Annotated in this window: 13 protein-coding genes; 5 read left to right on the plus strand and 8 right to left on the minus strand. The window is 66.4% G+C overall.

Going from position 1 to position 16,088, the window contains the following annotated elements; translation table 11 throughout:
* Positions 1-37 precede the first annotated feature (37 nt).
* The 3 genes from ACN0WF_RS00710 to ACN0WF_RS00720 all read left to right on the plus strand — a co-directional run bounded on the left by ACN0WF_RS00710 (position 38) and on the right by ACN0WF_RS00720 (position 3,150).
* Positions 38-979, plus strand: a complete 942-nt coding sequence (locus tag ACN0WF_RS00710) for a DUF6384 family protein (RefSeq protein WP_417770842.1) — start codon at positions 38-40, stop codon at positions 977-979.
* A 40-nt stretch (positions 980-1,019) separates the two neighbouring features.
* Complete coding sequence (locus ACN0WF_RS00715) at positions 1,020-2,450, plus strand: hypothetical protein (RefSeq protein WP_417770843.1); 1,431 nt, start codon at positions 1,020-1,022, stop codon at positions 2,448-2,450.
* A 208-nt stretch (positions 2,451-2,658) separates the two neighbouring features.
* Entirely contained in the window at positions 2,659-3,150 is a 492-nt protein-coding gene (locus ACN0WF_RS00720) for a hypothetical protein (RefSeq protein ID WP_417770844.1), read from the plus strand.
* Between the two features lie 162 nt (positions 3,151-3,312).
* On the opposite strand, the gene cckA is transcribed toward ACN0WF_RS00720, so the two are convergent.
* From cckA to flgB, 7 genes are all read right to left on the minus strand, one after another.
* Positions 3,313-5,856, minus strand: coding sequence for a cell cycle histidine kinase CckA (cckA, locus tag ACN0WF_RS00725; RefSeq protein ID WP_417770845.1), 2,544 nt, complete (start codon positions 5,854-5,856; stop codon positions 3,313-3,315).
* A 73-nt stretch (positions 5,857-5,929) separates the two neighbouring features.
* Positions 5,930-7,003, minus strand: a complete 1,074-nt coding sequence (gene flhB / locus ACN0WF_RS00730) for a flagellar biosynthesis protein FlhB (protein WP_417770846.1) — start codon at positions 7,001-7,003, stop codon at positions 5,930-5,932.
* Positions 7,004-7,007: 4 nt separating this feature from the next.
* Positions 7,008-7,781, minus strand: coding sequence for a flagellar biosynthetic protein FliR (fliR, locus tag ACN0WF_RS00735; protein ID WP_417770847.1), 774 nt, complete (start codon positions 7,779-7,781; stop codon positions 7,008-7,010).
* Between the two features lie 4 nt (positions 7,782-7,785).
* The gene (gene fliQ, locus ACN0WF_RS00740) at positions 7,786-8,052 is read right to left on the minus strand and encodes a flagellar biosynthesis protein FliQ (RefSeq protein WP_417770848.1); all 267 of its coding nucleotides are present in this window, start codon (positions 8,050-8,052) and stop codon (positions 7,786-7,788) included.
* 114 nt (positions 8,053-8,166) lie between these two features.
* Positions 8,167-8,481 carry a flagellar hook-basal body complex protein FliE gene (gene fliE / locus ACN0WF_RS00745; protein WP_417770849.1) on the minus strand — a complete coding sequence of 105 codons (315 nt, stop codon included), beginning with the start codon at positions 8,479-8,481 and terminating at the stop codon, positions 8,167-8,169.
* Positions 8,482-8,529: 48 nt separating this feature from the next.
* Positions 8,530-8,940, minus strand: a complete 411-nt coding sequence (gene flgC, locus ACN0WF_RS00750; protein ID WP_417770850.1) for a flagellar basal body rod protein FlgC — start codon at positions 8,938-8,940, stop codon at positions 8,530-8,532.
* A 58-nt stretch (positions 8,941-8,998) separates the two neighbouring features.
* Positions 8,999-9,406 carry a flagellar basal body rod protein FlgB gene (gene flgB / locus ACN0WF_RS00755; protein ID WP_417770851.1) on the minus strand — a complete coding sequence of 136 codons (408 nt, stop codon included), beginning with the start codon at positions 9,404-9,406 and terminating at the stop codon, positions 8,999-9,001.
* Positions 9,407-9,818: 412 nt separating this feature from the next.
* On the opposite strand from flgB, the gene ACN0WF_RS00760 reads away from it, so the two are divergent.
* Positions 9,819-11,309, plus strand: coding sequence for a flagellar biosynthetic protein FliO (locus ACN0WF_RS00760; RefSeq protein WP_417770852.1), 1,491 nt, complete (start codon positions 9,819-9,821; stop codon positions 11,307-11,309).
* A gap of 62 nt (positions 11,310-11,371) precedes the next feature.
* Positions 11,372-12,103, plus strand: coding sequence for a flagellar type III secretion system pore protein FliP (fliP, locus tag ACN0WF_RS00765; protein WP_417771206.1), 732 nt, complete (start codon positions 11,372-11,374; stop codon positions 12,101-12,103).
* Between the two features lie 69 nt (positions 12,104-12,172).
* Here the strand turns inward: fliP and ACN0WF_RS00770 are convergent, their stop codons facing one another.
* Positions 12,173-16,009, minus strand: a complete 3,837-nt coding sequence (locus ACN0WF_RS00770) for a hypothetical protein (protein WP_417770853.1) — start codon at positions 16,007-16,009, stop codon at positions 12,173-12,175.
* Positions 16,010-16,088 lie beyond the last annotated feature (79 nt).

Here is a 16,088-nt window from a genome sequence, read left to right on the forward strand (position 1 = left end):
CCGGGTTCGCCCGACCGGCCCCAACGGGAACGAAAGCATGCCCCCCGAAAGCGCCTCCCCGACCAAGGCCCCGCTCGACGACCTGATGATGGCGATGGATGTCGTCGACACGCTGCGTCATGACGAGCGGATCGCGGTCAAGGAACTCGATTCCGACCAGCGCGACGCGCAGATGATCGAGCGGCTGCGTCAGATCTACAAGAGCCAGGGCATCGAGGTTTCCGAGCGTATCCTCGCCGAGGGCGTGGAGAACCTGAAGGCCAACCGCTTCGTCTACACTCCGCCGGCTCTCGGTTTCCAGCGCACGCTGGCGACGCTCTATGTCACCCGGGGCCGTTGGGGCAAATGGCTGGCCATCGCCCTCGCCCTTGCCCTCGCCGCCGGTCTTGCCTGGCATTTCCTCGTGGAAGTGCCCCGCCAGCGCGCGGCGCAGGACCTGCGCATCGAGCTGAGCGAAACGCTGCCGCAGACCTACGACACACTGGTCGAGCGCATCGCCGCCGTCGCCGAGGAGCCCCAGGTCGCCGAGGACGCGCGCGCCATCGCCGCCACCGGCAGGGCAGCCGCATCCACGGGCGATGCGCCCGCGGCTCGTCAGGCCGCAGATCGGCTGCGCGCGCTCGAGGCCAGGCTGCTGCAGACATTCCAGGTCCGCGTGGTCTCGCGACCGGGAACGCCCTCGGGCGTCACCCGCATTCCCCAGGCCAACCGCGCGGCGCGAAACTATTACCTCATCGTCGAGGCCATCGGCCCGGACGGGAAAGTCGTCTCCCAGGACGTCACCTCGGAAGAGGACGGCGAGGTCAAGCACGTCGACATCTGGGCCCAGCGCGTGTCGAAGGGCACCTTCGACGCCGTGCGCCGGGACAAGGAGGACGACGGCATCGTGCAGGATCCGGTGCTCGGCGCCAAGGCGCGCGGACGCCTCGAGCCGGACTGGTCGAAGCCGGTAGAAACGGGGGCGATCACCAAATGGTAGGCCAGCCGAAGACGCATGACAGGTCGAGGTGGACACGGGAATGGTGAGCGGACGGCAGACCCTGGGCTCTATCGAGCGCACGCTCAGCGAGCTTCGCCGGGAGGAAGCCTCGGTCAAGCGCACTGTCGAACTGGCGATGAGCGACATCGCCGACCTGCGCCGCGCGGAGCTCGATGCGTTCCGCGAACTGGCGCGCTTCCGCCTGCGCGACGCGGGCGAGCACGCCTTCGGCCAGCGGATCGACAAGGACGAGGCGGAGGCCCGCAAGCGGCTCGAGCAGCGCGACCTCGCGCAGTCGTCGCTGCGCGCCGAGCATGACGCGCTCACCTCCGAGATCACCGAGCTGACCGAGGCGCGGCGCAAGCTCACCCGCGACCGCGACGCGGCCAGCGACCGCCTTGATGCCATTCTGGACGAGGTCGACACACGGCTGGAGGCAAACCCCGAGTATGCCGGCCAGCGCATCCGCGCCGAAGAAGCCCGCAAGACAGCGGACGCGGCCCGCGAGAAAGCGAAGCTCGCGGCAACCGACCGCGCCGAGAAGGGTCGGGCCTACGAGCGCGACCCGCTCTTCCTCTATCTGTGGCAACGCGGCTTCGGCACCCCCGCCTACCGTCACGGCGGGCTGGTGCGCCTGCTCGACCGCTGGGTCGCCGGGCTCATCCGCTATCAGGACGCGCGCCCCAACTACGCCATGCTGGTGGAGATTCCCGAAAGGCTCGACGGCTATGCCAGCGACCGCGAGGCGGAAGCCGCCACCGAGCAGGCGCGCCTGGGGGAATTCTCCCGCAAGGTCGCCGCCGAAATCGCCGGCTCGGATCTGGCCGGCATCATCGAGACGGCGGAGACCGGCATCGAGGAAACAACGGCGCGGCTGGAGAAACTCGAGACCGAACTTGAGGACGTCACCCGCAGGGAACAGCCGTTCCTCGCCGGCGAGGATGCGGACTACCGCAGCGCCGAGGACGCCCTGCTTCGGTCGCTGCGCTCCGAGGAGCTGTCCCAGCTCTGGAAGGAGGCCCTTGCCACGCCATCGCGCGAGGACGAACAGATCGTGCGCCGCCTGCAGGACCTCGAGGCACGGATCGATCAGGCCACGGGCACGCTCGAGAGCGAGCAGCGGAGCCTGCGCGACCTTGAACGCCGGCGCGACGAGCTGGTCAAGGTAACCCGCCAGTTTCGCCGCAAGGGGTATGACACCTGGGATTCGACCTTCAACGATGACAGCCTCACCGGCGTGCTCCTCGGCGAACTGGCCAAGGGCGCATTGTCAGGTGCCGACTACTGGGCCAAGGCGGAGAAATCCCGCCGCAAGCGCAGCCGCCACGGGCGCGACATCGGCTTTCCCAGCGGCATCGGCCTGCCTGGCTCCATGGGCGGTGAACGGGGCGGCGGCTCGTTCGGCGGAGGCGGCTTTTCCGGCGGTGGGTCCTTTGGCGGTGGCGGCTTCGACACAGGTGACAGCTTTTAGGCTCCACTCCCCTCCTGAACGAACTGCCAAGGGTGCCACCTCACGCAGGGTCTGTTAACTTGCGCGGGCGCATCCTGATGGATGCCGGACCGGAAGCAGGGCCGGGCCGAAGGAACCGTTTTCCGTGACATCCGTTGTGATCGTACCGGAAGGCAGAAAATCCGCTTGTCCGATTGCATGCGCAATGCCGCAGAAGGATGGATTTGAAATGTATCTTCGATTGACCGTTCTCTTCGTCGCCGCCCTCGCTCTTGCGGCCTGCGACACAGGACGGAGAACCAGCCGCCCGACAACGCCGGACGCCCCCGTTCTGACCGTGCCCGCGGGCGCTCAGTCCCTTCGCGTGCGCGCCCAGCCGGAGACCGTGCGCCAGACCATCGTCGCCAATGCGGTCGAACGCGGCACGGCCATCGCCCAGAACCAGCCGAACATGGTGGTGCTCGAGCGCACCGTCACCCAGGCCAACCCTGCCCTCGACAGCGAGTTCGGCCCCTCCGACAACGGTCCGCGCAAGTTCCGCATCCGCGTCCGCTTCCAGGGCGCGAACTGCGACACGCTTGTCGTTCAGGACGTCGCCGTGGTCAACAACGCCGGCACCGCGCTGGAGCAGGTCTTCACGCTCACCCAGCCGCAGTACAACAACCGCGAGAGCCTGGTTGGGCTCAAGACCAAGGCCGAGGCGGCATCGACCTGCAACTAGGAAGCCCGGCCCTTATGGGCCGGACACTGTCGTTTCTTCCCCGCAAAACGAGAAAGGCCGCCGGCTGATGCCGGCGGCCTTTTTTGCTTTCTTTCGTTGTCCCGGTTCCAACCGGTTCCCATCCTCGCCCCCTTGCGCGCGGGCCGCAAAGCCCGCCGCGCATCAGCTGGACAGGACGTCCTTCACCACGGTCGCAAGCTGCTTCAGCGTGAAGGGCTTCGGCAGGAAGGAGAACTTCTGGTTCTCCGGCAGGTTCTTCTCGAAGGCATCCTCGGCATAGCCGGAAACAAAGATGATCTTGAGGTCCGGCCGGGTCTTGCGCAGCTCGCGCAGAAGCGAAGGACCATCCATCTCCGGCATGACCACGTCGGAGACGACCAGATCGACGTCGCCTCCCGTCTCTTCCATGATCTCCAGGGCTTCCGCGCCGCTCGAGGCCTCGTGCACGGTGTAGCCGCGCGAGGTCAGCGCACGGGCGGCGAAGGCCCGCACCGCCTCCTCGTCCTCGACGAGCAGGATGGTGGCCGAGCCGGTGAGATCGGTGAGCGGCGTCTGTTCGACCGGCTTCACCTCCACCTGCTCCGCCTCGTTGCGCACATGGCGCGGCAGGAAGATCCGGAAGGCGGTGCCGACATCAATCTCGCTCGAGCAGAAAATGAAGCCGCCCGTCTGCTTGACGATGCCATAGACCGTCGAAAGGCCGAGCCCGGTGCCCTTGCCCACGTCCTTGGTCGAGAAGAACGGCTCGAAGATCTTCTCCATCACCTCCGGCGTCATGCCGGTGCCCGTGTCGACCACCTCGATCAGCACATAGTCCGAGGCCGGCATGCCGCGGGTGTTGTCGTAGGAGCGCGACTGTTCCTCGTCGACGTTGAGCGTGCGGATGGTGAGATGCCCGCCCCTGGGCATGGCGTCACGCGCGTTGACGGACAGGTTGACGATCACCTGCTCGAGCTGATTGAGGTCGGCCATGATCGGCCACAGATCGCGGCCGTGCACGACGCTGAGCTCGACCTTCTCGCCCAGCAACCGGTCGAGCAGGATGGAAAGATCCGCGAGAACGTCGTTCAACGCCAGTTCCTTCGGCCGCAGCGTCTGGCGGCGGGAGAAGGCAAGCAGCTGACGCACCAGGCCTGCGGCCCGGTTGGCGTTCTGCTTGATGTTCATGATGTCCTGGAAGGACGGGTCGCTCGGCCGGTGGCTGGCCAGCAGCAGGTCGGAAAAGCCGATGATCGCTGTCAGGACGTTGTTGAAATCATGCGCGACGCCGCCGGCGAGCTGGCCGATGGCCTGCATCTTCTGCCCCTGCGCGAACTGCACCTCGAGCGCGCGCTGCGCCGTCGTCTCCAGCACGTAGACGATGGCGACGTCGCCATCCTCCTCGCCGTCGCGCACCGCCGAGACATAGACGGTCGCCGAGCGCCCGTCCTCGCGCTCATCGAGCCGAACGTCGAGCGGCAGGATCTCGCTCTGCCCGTCGGCCGCGGCGACGAGAAGCTCGCCAAGGCGCTGGCGGGAAGGCGGCGCCACGAGGTCGACCAGCTTGACGGCCGTCTCCCCGCCATCCGAGGTGCCGAACAGCCGAACGAAGGGGGCGTTCGTCTTGCGAATGTCGCCGCTGCGCGAGATCGAGGCGATGGCAATCGGCGTATTGTTGAAGAAACGCGCGAAACGAACCTCGGAGGAGCGCAGCGCCTCGGCCGAATCTTCTCCCTTGGAGCGATTCAGCACAAGTGTCCGGCTCTCGCCCGCCCGGCCTTCGGCGTCGAAGGGCACCCGGTGCAGGATGCGCACCGGCACGCCGCGCCCGTTGCGCGCGACAAGGTCCAGGTCGAAGGTCTCGCTCTTGACCTCGCCGGCACGTCCCTGAAGCGACAGCAGCAGCCCCGCCCCGTCGCCCCTGATGAAGTCGGAAAGGCGCAGGGTCCCGGCCTCGAACTGGACCAGATCGTAGCCAAGCCAATCGGCAAGCGTGGCGTTGAGATAGACCACCCGACCGCCGCCGTCGCAGGAGAAGAAGCCCGCCGGTGCATGGTCGAGGAAGTTGATGACCCGCTGCAATTCCTGGAATGAGGTTTCCTGCTCGGTGCGGTCGCCGCTGATGTCGGCAAGCTGCCAGACGGTGGCGGCCGGGCCGCGTCGTGTTCCGCCCGGCAGGTCGATCGGACGCACCTTGACCCGGTACCAGCGCGGGTCGCCGTCGCTGTGCCCGAGCGGATGCGGCAGACGGACCTCCTCCTCGCCGCTGCCTTCCTCGGCAACCGCGCGCGACAGGCGGAAGATCGCGTCGGTCGCGGACGGATCGGAGGAGAAGACCCGCTCGACGCCGCGCACCTCGGCCGGGGTCTCCGCGCCGATCAGTTCCGCATAGGCACTGTTGGAATAGACGATGCGCCCGTCGCGCTCGCAGATGAGGACGCCATCGTCGAAGGAATCGAGAAAGGCGGCCGGCAGCGGACTGGCCGACTGGCGGGCGCTGAAGCGCACAAGCCCGATGGCGCCCGCGAACAGCGAGAACACGCCGACCACGGCCAGCACCCCGAGCAGGGCAAGCACAAAGGGTTCCGCCGCATCATGCGGCAGAAACGCCAGACCCGCCGCAGCCGCCACGAGCCCGAGCGCCAGGACGATCAGAAGGCCGATGCTTCCCGAGCGCTCGGGCCGTTCCACGACCGCGCCACGGGACATCGGTTCGATCTCACTCATTCCAACCCCCGAAGGACGCCCGGTCAGGCTCCGCGCTCCCGACACTGGACGATGGACAACCGGTCACTGGCAATCAACTGCGCCAGGATCTGCGTTCCCGCATTCGATAAACGAATCCGATGACTTCCGCCACAGCGCGATACTGATCTTCCGGCACTTCCTGATCGATGTCGATGGCCGCGAACAGCGCCCGGGCGAGTGGCGGGTTCTCGACCACCGGCACCTCGTTCTCCCGCGCGAGCTCGCGGATGCGCAGTGCGATCCGGTCCGAACCCTTGGCAACGCAGATGGGCGCCTGCATTCCCTGCTCGTATTTCAGCGCAACGGCGAAGTGCGTCGGGTTGGTGACGACCACCGTCGCCTCCGGCACCGCGGCCATCATGCGCTTGCGCGACCGCTCCATGCGCAACTGCCGGATCTTGCCCTTGACCAGCGGATCGCCTTCCGTCTGCTTGTATTCGTCCTTGATGTCGCGAATGCTCATCTTCTGCTTCTCGAACCACTTCTGGCGCTGCCAGAGGAAATCGAGCGCGGCCACAACCGTCATGACCGACAGCAGGGCGATGATGAGCTGCAGCACCAGCCCGCGCACTTCCTCCAGAAGAACGCCGGTATCGCGCATGATCATCGTGTCGATCTCGTCACGCCGGGGCCACAGAACCGCGGCCATCAGCCCGCCGACGACAAAGATCTTGACCAGCCCCTTCGCGAAATTGACCAGGCTTTCGGACGAGAACAGCCGCTTGAAGCCGGCGGCGGGAGAAATCTTCTCCATCTTCGGCTTCATCCGCTCCGTGGTCCAGATGAGGTTGTGCTGAACCATGTTGCCGGCCACCGCGAGCACCAGCAGCATCAGCAGCGGCAATGCCAGAATACCGGCGATCTTCAGTCCCGTGTCGCGCCACAGCAGTGTCAGTCCGGCGCCGTCGACCGGGATTTCATGCGCATGGACCAGATACCCGCGCAACGCCGTGTAGACCCCCTCGGCCGCTCCCGGCGCCATGATCGCGATGACCAGGCCGGTGCCGAGCATGGCGAACCAGGTGGAGACCTCCTGGCTCTTGGCCACGTCGCCGCGTTCGAGCGCGTCGTCGAGCTTTTTTTGCGTGGGGTCTTCTGTTTTTTCGGAAGCGTCTTGCTCGGACATCGCCCTATCCCGCGATGAACCGGCCCAGGGCCGTTTCGAAGTGCGACAGGTACCACATCATCATCGTCACCAGCAGGGCGAAGAGCATGAGCCCGCCAATGGCGATGTTGAGCGGCATGGCGATGAAGAAGATCTGCATCTGCGGCATCAGCTTGTTGAGCAGGCCGAGACCGAAATAGAAGACGAGACCGACGACAAGGAACGGAGCAGAGATGCGCATGGCGATGCCGAAGATCTCGCCCACCATATCGGTCGCCATCTGGGCGAAATCGCCCACCGGCATCATGCCACCTGGCGGAAACAGGCGAAAGCTGTCGTTCATCGCCGCAATCGTCAGATAATGCAGGTTCGTCGCGAAGATCAACGTCACCGCGAGCAGGCTGAGGAAAGCACCGATCACCGCACCCTGCTGTCCGTCCATGGTCGGGTCCGTGGCCATGGCGAAGGCAAGGCCCGACTGGTTGGCGATGATCAGGCCGGCGATGGAAAGCGCATAGGTGATCATCCGCGCGCCCAGCCCGATGAAGAAGCCGATACCGAATTCCATGGCGAAAAGCTGAAGGATGCGCGGCATGCTCGAGGCCGCGTCGACCTGATACAGCGGCTGCGCCATGGGGAAGAACACCATCGTCAGGATCAAGGCCAGCGACAGGCGGACCCGTGAGGGGATCGAACCTTCGCCGAGCGCCGGCATCAGCATCAGCATCGTGCCGATACGTGCGAAGATCAGCATGAAGACCAGGGCGACGCCGGGAAGCATCTGGACGGAGAACTGCATGATGCTAGCCGCCCGCGATGATCAGATTGGCGACCCGTGCCGTGAAGGCAGACAGCACCTGACCCATGAAGGGCAGCGTGATCAGCAAGGTGAGGAAGATAGCCAGGATCTTGGGAACGAAGACGAGCGTCATTTCCTGGATCTGGGTCAACGCCTGGAAGAGCGCGATGACCACGCCAACCAGCAGTCCGACGACCATCGGCGGGGCCGATATGATGATCAGGGTCCAGACCCCTTCCCGCGCGATATCCAGAACTTCAGGTCCGGTCATGCTCGCATCCGTCTTGTCCGGCTCGGCCCGCAGCGTGGTCCGTCGGCATTTCGCCGTGAGCCCCGCGCGCCCGCGCTTCCGTCGCCGCGCCGGCCAGCCGATCCGCGCGGTGCGTCAGATCGGCATGCGCATGATCTCCTGGTAGGCGGAGATCACCCGGTCACGCACGGAGACCAGCGTCTCCATCGCGACCTCGGTCTCGGCGACCGCCGTCACCACATCGACCACGTTGGCCTTGCCCTCGGCAAGCGCCATGGCCTGCTGGTCGGACTTCTTGCCCTGGTCGACGACGTTTTCCACCGCCGACTTTACCATGCCGGCAAAGTCGGGGGCACCCATGGAGGTGGCCTTTGCCTGCGTATCCTGATTCGCGCCGGAAAGGGCCGACGTGATGCGATAGGCATTCGCGGCGATCGACGGGATGGACATGGCTGCGGCTCCGTTGGCTCAGAATTCTTGTGACGTGGACAGCGCCGATCAGGCGCGCAGGATCTCGAGGGTCTTCTGGACCATGCGCCTTGTGGCGCTGATGAGATTGAGGTTCGCCTCGTAGGAGCGCTGCGCCTCGCGCATGTCGACCATCTCAACCAGCGTGTCGACATTCGGCGTCCGCACGGTACCGCTCGCATCGGCGGCCGGATGACCGGGCTCATAGCGCGTCTTGAAGTCGCTCTTGTCGACCTCGACGGGCCCAAGCTCCACGACTTCCGCCTTCAACTCGCGATCGAGCGTGGCGTGGAACGTCGGGATCTTGCGCCGATAGGGATCCTCGGTCGGCGAGCGGCCGGTCGAATCGGCGTTGGCGATATTCTCCGCTATGATGCGCATCCGCCCGCTCTGGGCCTTCAGGCCGCTCGCAGCGACGAAGATCGACTTGACGAAATCCATGTCTCACTCCTTCGGACCCGGCGGGCGCAGAGACCTGCGCCCGCCCGACTCGCGGGGATTAACCGTTGCGCGACAGCGCGGTTCGGATGAGGCCGAGGCTCTTGGAATAGAGCGAAGCGACCGCCTGATAGTCGAGCTGGTTCTCGGTCACCTTCATCATCTGCTCCTCGAGGGTCACCGAGTTGCCATCCGGCGTGACCTCGAAACCGCCGACGGGCTTGACCTTCGACCCGCCTGTCTCATGCACCATCGAACCGGCCAGATGACCGGAAGAGGTTCGCGCCGTTTCGAGGCCGATGCTTCCGTGCTGCATCGCGTCATCGAAACTGAAGCTCTTGAGATCGCGCCCCTCGTAGCCGGGCGTATCGGAATTGGCGATGTTCTCGGCGAGCACGCCCTGCCGCGTCTGATGCCATTGCATCTTCGACTTCAGCATCTGGAAGAGAGGCAGGTTCGTGACCGACATGGCCGGGCTCCGTGGGCGATTTTTCGAACTAGGCAGATCCTGCCGCCCATATGGTTAACACCGGGTTAACGATTAACCGACTGGTAAGAATTGAATGGCGGATCTCCTGCGCCAGCCAGGACACCTCGGCCGCAAGATGGCAGAATGCAAAGCGATATCGGCACTTTTTGCCCGGATTCGATCCTGCTTGCAGCTTCCCTCTTTGAGGGAATCGCGCAAAACGGATAAAGAAGAGCGTTAATTGAAGGATTCGCACCGCTTGCGAAGAACCGTCACGGGCATCTTGCTCGGGCGCCTCGCAAGCGGCATGCACAAGAAGGAAGGAGGCGCCGCCCGCCGGCGCTTTCACAAACCAGGGTACGGACGCGCGCACCGGCGCCGATCCGCCGCCGAGAAGAAAAGGCCGTTGGGCATGACAAGTTGGCTGGTCGATACCTTCCAGATGGAGCCGGGCTGGGCGCGCGGCATCGGCTTCTTCATCGCCGTGATTATCGTCCTCGCGCTCATCTCCATCTTTGTCTGGGTGCTGAGACGCATCGCAAGCACGCGCGCGCTCGGCGGACGCTCTCGGCAGCCGCGCATTGCCGTGATGGATGCGGCCGCTCTCGACGCCCGGCGCCGTCTGGTGCTGATCCGGCGCGACAATGTCGAACACCTGATTCTCGTCGGCGGGCCGAGCGACGTGGTCGTCGAGCAGAACATCGTGCGCGGCGTTCCCGTTGCCCAGGCCTATCCGCGCCAGCAGAACGCGGCCTTCGTTCCGCCCCCGATGGAAACCCCGGCGGTTCCCGTCGAGCCGGCGACCGCCCCGCAGGCCGCAACACCCGCGCCCGTCCAGATGGCACCTCAACAGCCCGCGATGCAGCCGGAAGCGCCGTCGGCACGGATTGCCACGCCGCAGAGCGCGCCCGTCCGGCCCGCCGCCGCGCCGCAGGCTCCGGCTCAGCCGCGCGCGCCCGTTGCCGCGCCGACCCAGCGCCCGGTGACGCAAACACAGCAGCCGCGCGCACCGCAGCCGGCAGCGGGCGAAGCAGCCACCGCCGCGCTGCGCCGCACCGGCGCACCGCCCCCCGCCGCGGGATCGGCGGTTCCCCCCGCCGGCGCCGCCGTTGCCGGCCTGGCCCGGCGTGCGACAACCCGCGCCGACACCCCTGCGACGGGCGAGGCCAAGGCGCCCGAGCCGGCGCGCCCGGCACCGGCCGCAGAGCCGTCCTGGCGTCGCGATCCCGCTCCCATGCGCCGCACGATCACCCCGCCGTCCTCGGGACCGGCGGCCAATGCCCGCACCGCCTATCCGCACGCAAGCAATCCGGCGCGCGACGCCGACGGTGCGGAGGCTGGCGCTGAAAAGCCGGTGGAGCCGTCCACCGAGAAGCAGGACGACACCACCTCGGCGCGCGGCAGTCTCGCCGGCGTGAGCCCGACCTCCACACGCCCCGCCGCACCTGCCGCCAGCAGCTTCTCCAGCCTCGGTGGTGCATCGCGCCCCGCCCCGAAGCCGGCTGATAGCGCCCCTGCCCGCCCCGAACAGGCCACCGCGCAAGCCGCCGCCGAGGTGAAGCCCCCGGTTGCTTCCGACCACGCCCTGGACAGTTCGCTCGAAGACGCGCTTCTCGCCGAGCTCGGCAGCTCCGTCGAAAAGACAGAGCCGGCCCCCAGGCAGCCGGTGGAAGAGGAGCGGAAAGCTCCCTCCGTCACCGAGCCCGCCGCAAGCCAGGACAAGCCGGATACACCGGCCGCCGCCGCGACCGAGGCCAGCTCGGAGAAGGGCGACGACGCAACGCCGGACGCGGCAAAGGACGAAGCGGCACCCGCCCGTACCGGTCAGGCCACTTCGATGGATGCGATCGAGGAAGAGATGGCGCGCCTTCTGAGTGAAATCAGCGGACCGCGCAAATCATGAGCGAAAGCCGCGGAGCCCCGGCAGAGGGATCCGGTCCCCGGACCGGGCTCCGCGCACGCCGTATGAAGGTCGCCGCGCTGGCAATCGGGCTGGCGACCGTTGGCCTGGCCGCGCCGGCCTTCGCCCAGGACATTTCCATCGGCTTCGGCGAAGGAACCACGCTGACCGAGCGCGCGGTGCAGCTCGTCGCGCTGCTGACGATCCTCAGCCTCGCTCCGTCCGTGCTCGTCATGGTGACGAGCTTCACCCGGATCGTCGTGGTGCTGTCGCTGCTGCGCTCGGCCATCGGCCTGCAGACCGCACCGCCCAACGCCGTCATGACGTCTCTGGCGCTGTTCCTCACCGCCTTCATCATGATGCCGGTCTTTGAGACGGCCTATAACGAGGGCGTCCAGCCGCTGGTCGACGGAAACATCGAGCTTAGTGAAGCGTTCGAGCGCGCCTCGGTTCCGTTCCACGCCTTCATGCGCGCCAATGTGCGCGAAACCGACGTGCGGCTGTTCGTCGAGATGTCCGGCCAGCCAGCCCCCGCCACGCCGGAGGAGCTGAGCCTGCGCATTCTCGTGCCCGCCTTCATGATCAGCGAGTTGCGCCGTGCCTTCGAGATCGGCTTCCTGCTCTACCTGCCGTTCCTGATCATCGACCTTGTGATCGCCTCGGTGCTTATGTCGATGGGCATGATGATGCTGCCGCCGGTGGTGATCTCCCTGCCGTTCAAGCTCATCTTCTTCGTGCTGGTTGACGGCTGGAACCTGATCGCGGGAAGCCTCATCCAGAGTTTCGCCACCGGATAAGACGCGACACGCGCACGCGCCGGCCACCTTCCGGCTCTGTGCCGGGGGAGCTCAGGCCTCGGGCGGGCTTCAGGTCTTGCCGGCTGCCGCGGCGACCATGCCGCCGTCCGCGCCATTGTCGACCGTCTTGTCCTGCGGGCTCTCGAGCGGCGTACCATCATCGACGCCCGGCACGCTCGGATGCAGGTACTTGCGCTGGTATTCGGCCAGGAACACGTCGAGCGAGTCGATCCCGTTGAGGTTGTCGAGAACCGACAGAAATTCGGTGCCGCGCTCATCAGCCGGACGCGTCACGACGCTGAAGGCCTTCGCGTCCGGGCTGTTGCTCATCTTCTCCCCGAACTTCGACTGCAGCCTGCTCAGGCTGAAGGCATCGTCGGCGAGCGAATAGGCGATTGCCGCGCGCAGGATGTCCGTGCGCTCCTGGTCGGCCAGCGGCACGTCGTCGGACCAACGCCCACCGAGAAGACCTTCCAGCTGCTCGCCCGCCTCGCGCCAGCTTTGCGCCGCCCAAAGCGTGTCGGCCCGCAGCCGCTCGACATCCTCGCCGCGCATGTTGCGCACGATCTCGAGCGCAAGATCGGGGCGGCCGTTCTCCGTCAGGGCTCGCGCCTCGACGATGTTGCGCTGGCGCTCCAGCTCGCGGGGAAGCTTGGCCTGGCGGGTCTGGTTGAGAATGCGCAACGCCTTCTCCGGCTTGCGGTCCATCAGGTAGACCACCCCAAGGTCGGCAGCGACCTGAGCGCGCGCCGCGCCCTTGAGCCGGTGATCGATCTGATGGCGCAGCAACTCGCCCGCCTGGTCGAGCAGATCCATCGCAACCAGTCGGTTCGCAAGGCGACGCACCATTTCATCGCCGCGTCGTCCAACTGGCGTCATCTCGCGGAAATCGTAGAACAGCGCCAGCGCCTTGATCGGCTCCATCTTGTCGGCCCCGCCCCGCAGGAACAGGTTGCTGAAGACAGCCCCCATCTCATCCTGCAGCAGCCGTGTCGTTTCTGCTCCCGCGTTCGCCTGCAGGGCGGACTGCATCGCCTCGAAGGCCTCGCGATAGTTGCCCGCCTGCGCCTCAAGCTGAGCAAGGAACCGCAGTGTCTTCAGCTCGGTCTCGTCGCCGCGCCAGGACGTGGCGAGACCGCCGAGCTGATCGATGGCATCGGCGGTGTCGACCTCTCCGTCGCGATGACGGATGCGCAGCGCCCGATAGGTCGCCTCGGCGGCGAGCGGGCGCACGTCCGAGCGCTTGACCAGATCGAACGCGGTCAGCGCCTCGCGCGAGCGGCCGGAGGCATCGGCGATCTGGCCGCGAATGATGTCGTAGCGCGCCGCCTGCGCGTGGGTGGCAAGGCTCGGGTCGATCTCCGCGAGCACCGCCGCCGCCTGGCCATAGTCGTTGATCTCGACCATCGTCTGCGCTGCGGCGAGATTGAACTCGGTCTGGATGAAGACGGGATAGTTGCCAACGACGGCACGCCCGCGCGGCAGGGACAGGCGGGCCTCGTTCCAGTCGCGCTGCCCCGCACTGGCGATCGTCCGCCAGATCGCGGCATCGGGGCTGTTGAGAAGCGCCGGCTTGTTCAAAAAGGCAAGCGCCTCCTTCGGACGGGCGGCAAGCACCTGCGCCGCGCCCATCAGCAGGTTGAAGGTCGCATCGCGTTCGAGCAGCGGATCCTCCTCGGAGGCAAGCCGCATCAGTCCCAGCGCCTCATGCGCGAACCCGTGGGCCAGGTAGAACCGAGCCATGTTCATGCGCGGCACGCGTCGGGCGCTCTCCGGCGTGTTGGCGATGTTGAACTCCATCGCCTTGATCTTCAGCAGAAAGTCCTTGGTGTCGCTCGACATGATCTTGCCGAGGTCGATGTGGCTCGCCGCATTCGGATCAGCCGTCGGCTTGAGGACCCGCGTTCCTTCATCGAGGCTGCCATGCGACACATACAGTCCGCGCGGCCTCTCGAGCACGATCGTGTCGCCCTCCGTCGCGACCGAAAGATCGTCGGTCTTGCGCACCACGGCGACGCCATGCGCCGACATCAGAGCGTCGAATTCGACAAACCGCTGCGGCTTCAGAACACCGCGCGCCGGCCCGAAGCCGGTGACGACCGTGACCATGTCGCCAACAAAGGGATCGTGAACCTCACGAACCTTGCCGGGCTCGCGGAAAGGAATGGTAATCACGGTGCCGCCGTCGCCGCGCACCGTACGGTCAAGCGTCAGCGGGCGCGACGGCTCCAGAATCGTGTCGCCGATGGTCATGATCCAGGAACTGCCGTCGACGCCGACCGTCGCCAGCGCATCCTTGCCGAGATCGATGCGGATCGTCTGCCAGCCGTTGCCGCCGTCGCCATCGACCTCCACCGCATCGACCATGTCCGACAGAACGGAGCGCATGCCGCGTACGTCGATGGGATCGCTTGTGTCGAAAACCAGGAAGAAGCTCTGGTGACGACGGAACACAGCGGAGGAAATGCGCTCCGAGAACGGGAAGACCACACGAACCATGTCGCCGATGCGACGGGCCTCGACCGCAACGAAGCGACGGCTCTCGTCGTCATATCCCACCGGCGGACGCTCGGGCGAGGCAGCGGGCGGCGTTGACGAGGCATTAGCATCCGCCGGCGAGGCGCCACCGATCTTCGTCAGGTCGATTGCCGGAGGCAACGCGCCGCCTCCACGCGCCACGCTCTCTCCCGCGGCCGGGGCAGCAGGCGGCGCCACCATGACATCGGCGGTCGAAATCGGTGTAGCCGGAGGGGGTGCCTCGGCGACGGTCTCCGGCGCGGGGTCGGGAGCAGGCGTAGGAGGAACCGGCAGCGCCGAGGCTTCGGCGGGTGCCGGCTGCGGGGCGCGCCTGGCTGCGGCATCGCCGGCCGCCGGCGGCGCGGTCTCGATATCAGGACCGGCAACCTGGCCCGCCGGAGCCGTCACCGCCGGCGCCCTGCCCGGTGCCTCGATGACACCGGTCGGTGCGCTTGCAACACCGGCGTCGGCGTTCAGCGCCTCGTCTATTGCCGCATTCACCGGATCCTTGGGCATCTGCGGAGGCGTCACGTCGACGACATAGCTGTCGCCCTCGCGAAACGCGCGGATATCGACCGCGGGCGCAACCCTCAGAAGAAACTTGAGCTTGCCCTGATCGCTGAAGGACGTTGCATCGATCACCCCGGGGGGGAGATGCGCCTTGAGATCGGACAGATCGAGGGGGGCATCCTGATTGAAGGTGAGCTTGACCATGTCGCCCTCGCGCACGAAGGCGGAATCGAAGTTCACGTTCCAGTCGAAAGACAGCCTGGTGAACGTCGGATTCGTGCCGACGGACAGCTCGACGGTCGGCTCCTCCTGCCCCTTCAGGCGCGCCTGCTCGAGCGCGCGGGCGCGGCGGATGGCTTCCTCCGCCCGTCGGGCGAGCTCGCGCACCACGTCGTCTGGAAGACCTGGAGGCAGGCCCTGCCAGCTTGCGGGCAGAAGATCGATAAAGAGCTTTTCGCCCGCCTCCATGGTGTTCACGCGGAAGTCGCGCATCAGCGCGAAGCGGATCGCGGATCCGTCCGGGTCGCGCCGGGCAATGGAGACATACTGCGGCATGTTGACCGGCACGCTTTCGACCTGGGCCATGACCACGTCGCGAAAACGGATGCGCAGCACGCCATTAGCCGAAAGAGCGTCATACTCGGGAAGCAGCGCCCGGTCCCGGAAGGTGATGACGATCCGACCGTAGCCCTTCTCCTCGCTCGCCACGATATCGGCGTTGAGCGTCTCGGCGGAGGCTATGGCCGGAACCAGCACGAGCACGACCGCAAGGATCGAAAGAGCCGCCCGGACCGGCGACAGGCAGGCACGCCAAAGCCCCGCGGCGGCGATGCCGCCGGCGGAACGAAGTGTCTGCGTTCTCCGGCCGACTGTACTCACCGGGCTCCTCATCGCGCATGAAATGAAGCCGCATCCTATCGGCTTCGGCTTAACGCCCTCTTTAACCGATGGCAGGAAA

The organism is Stappia sp. (assembly GCF_048268045.1).
GTDB lineage: Bacteria > Pseudomonadota > Alphaproteobacteria > Rhizobiales > Stappiaceae > Stappia.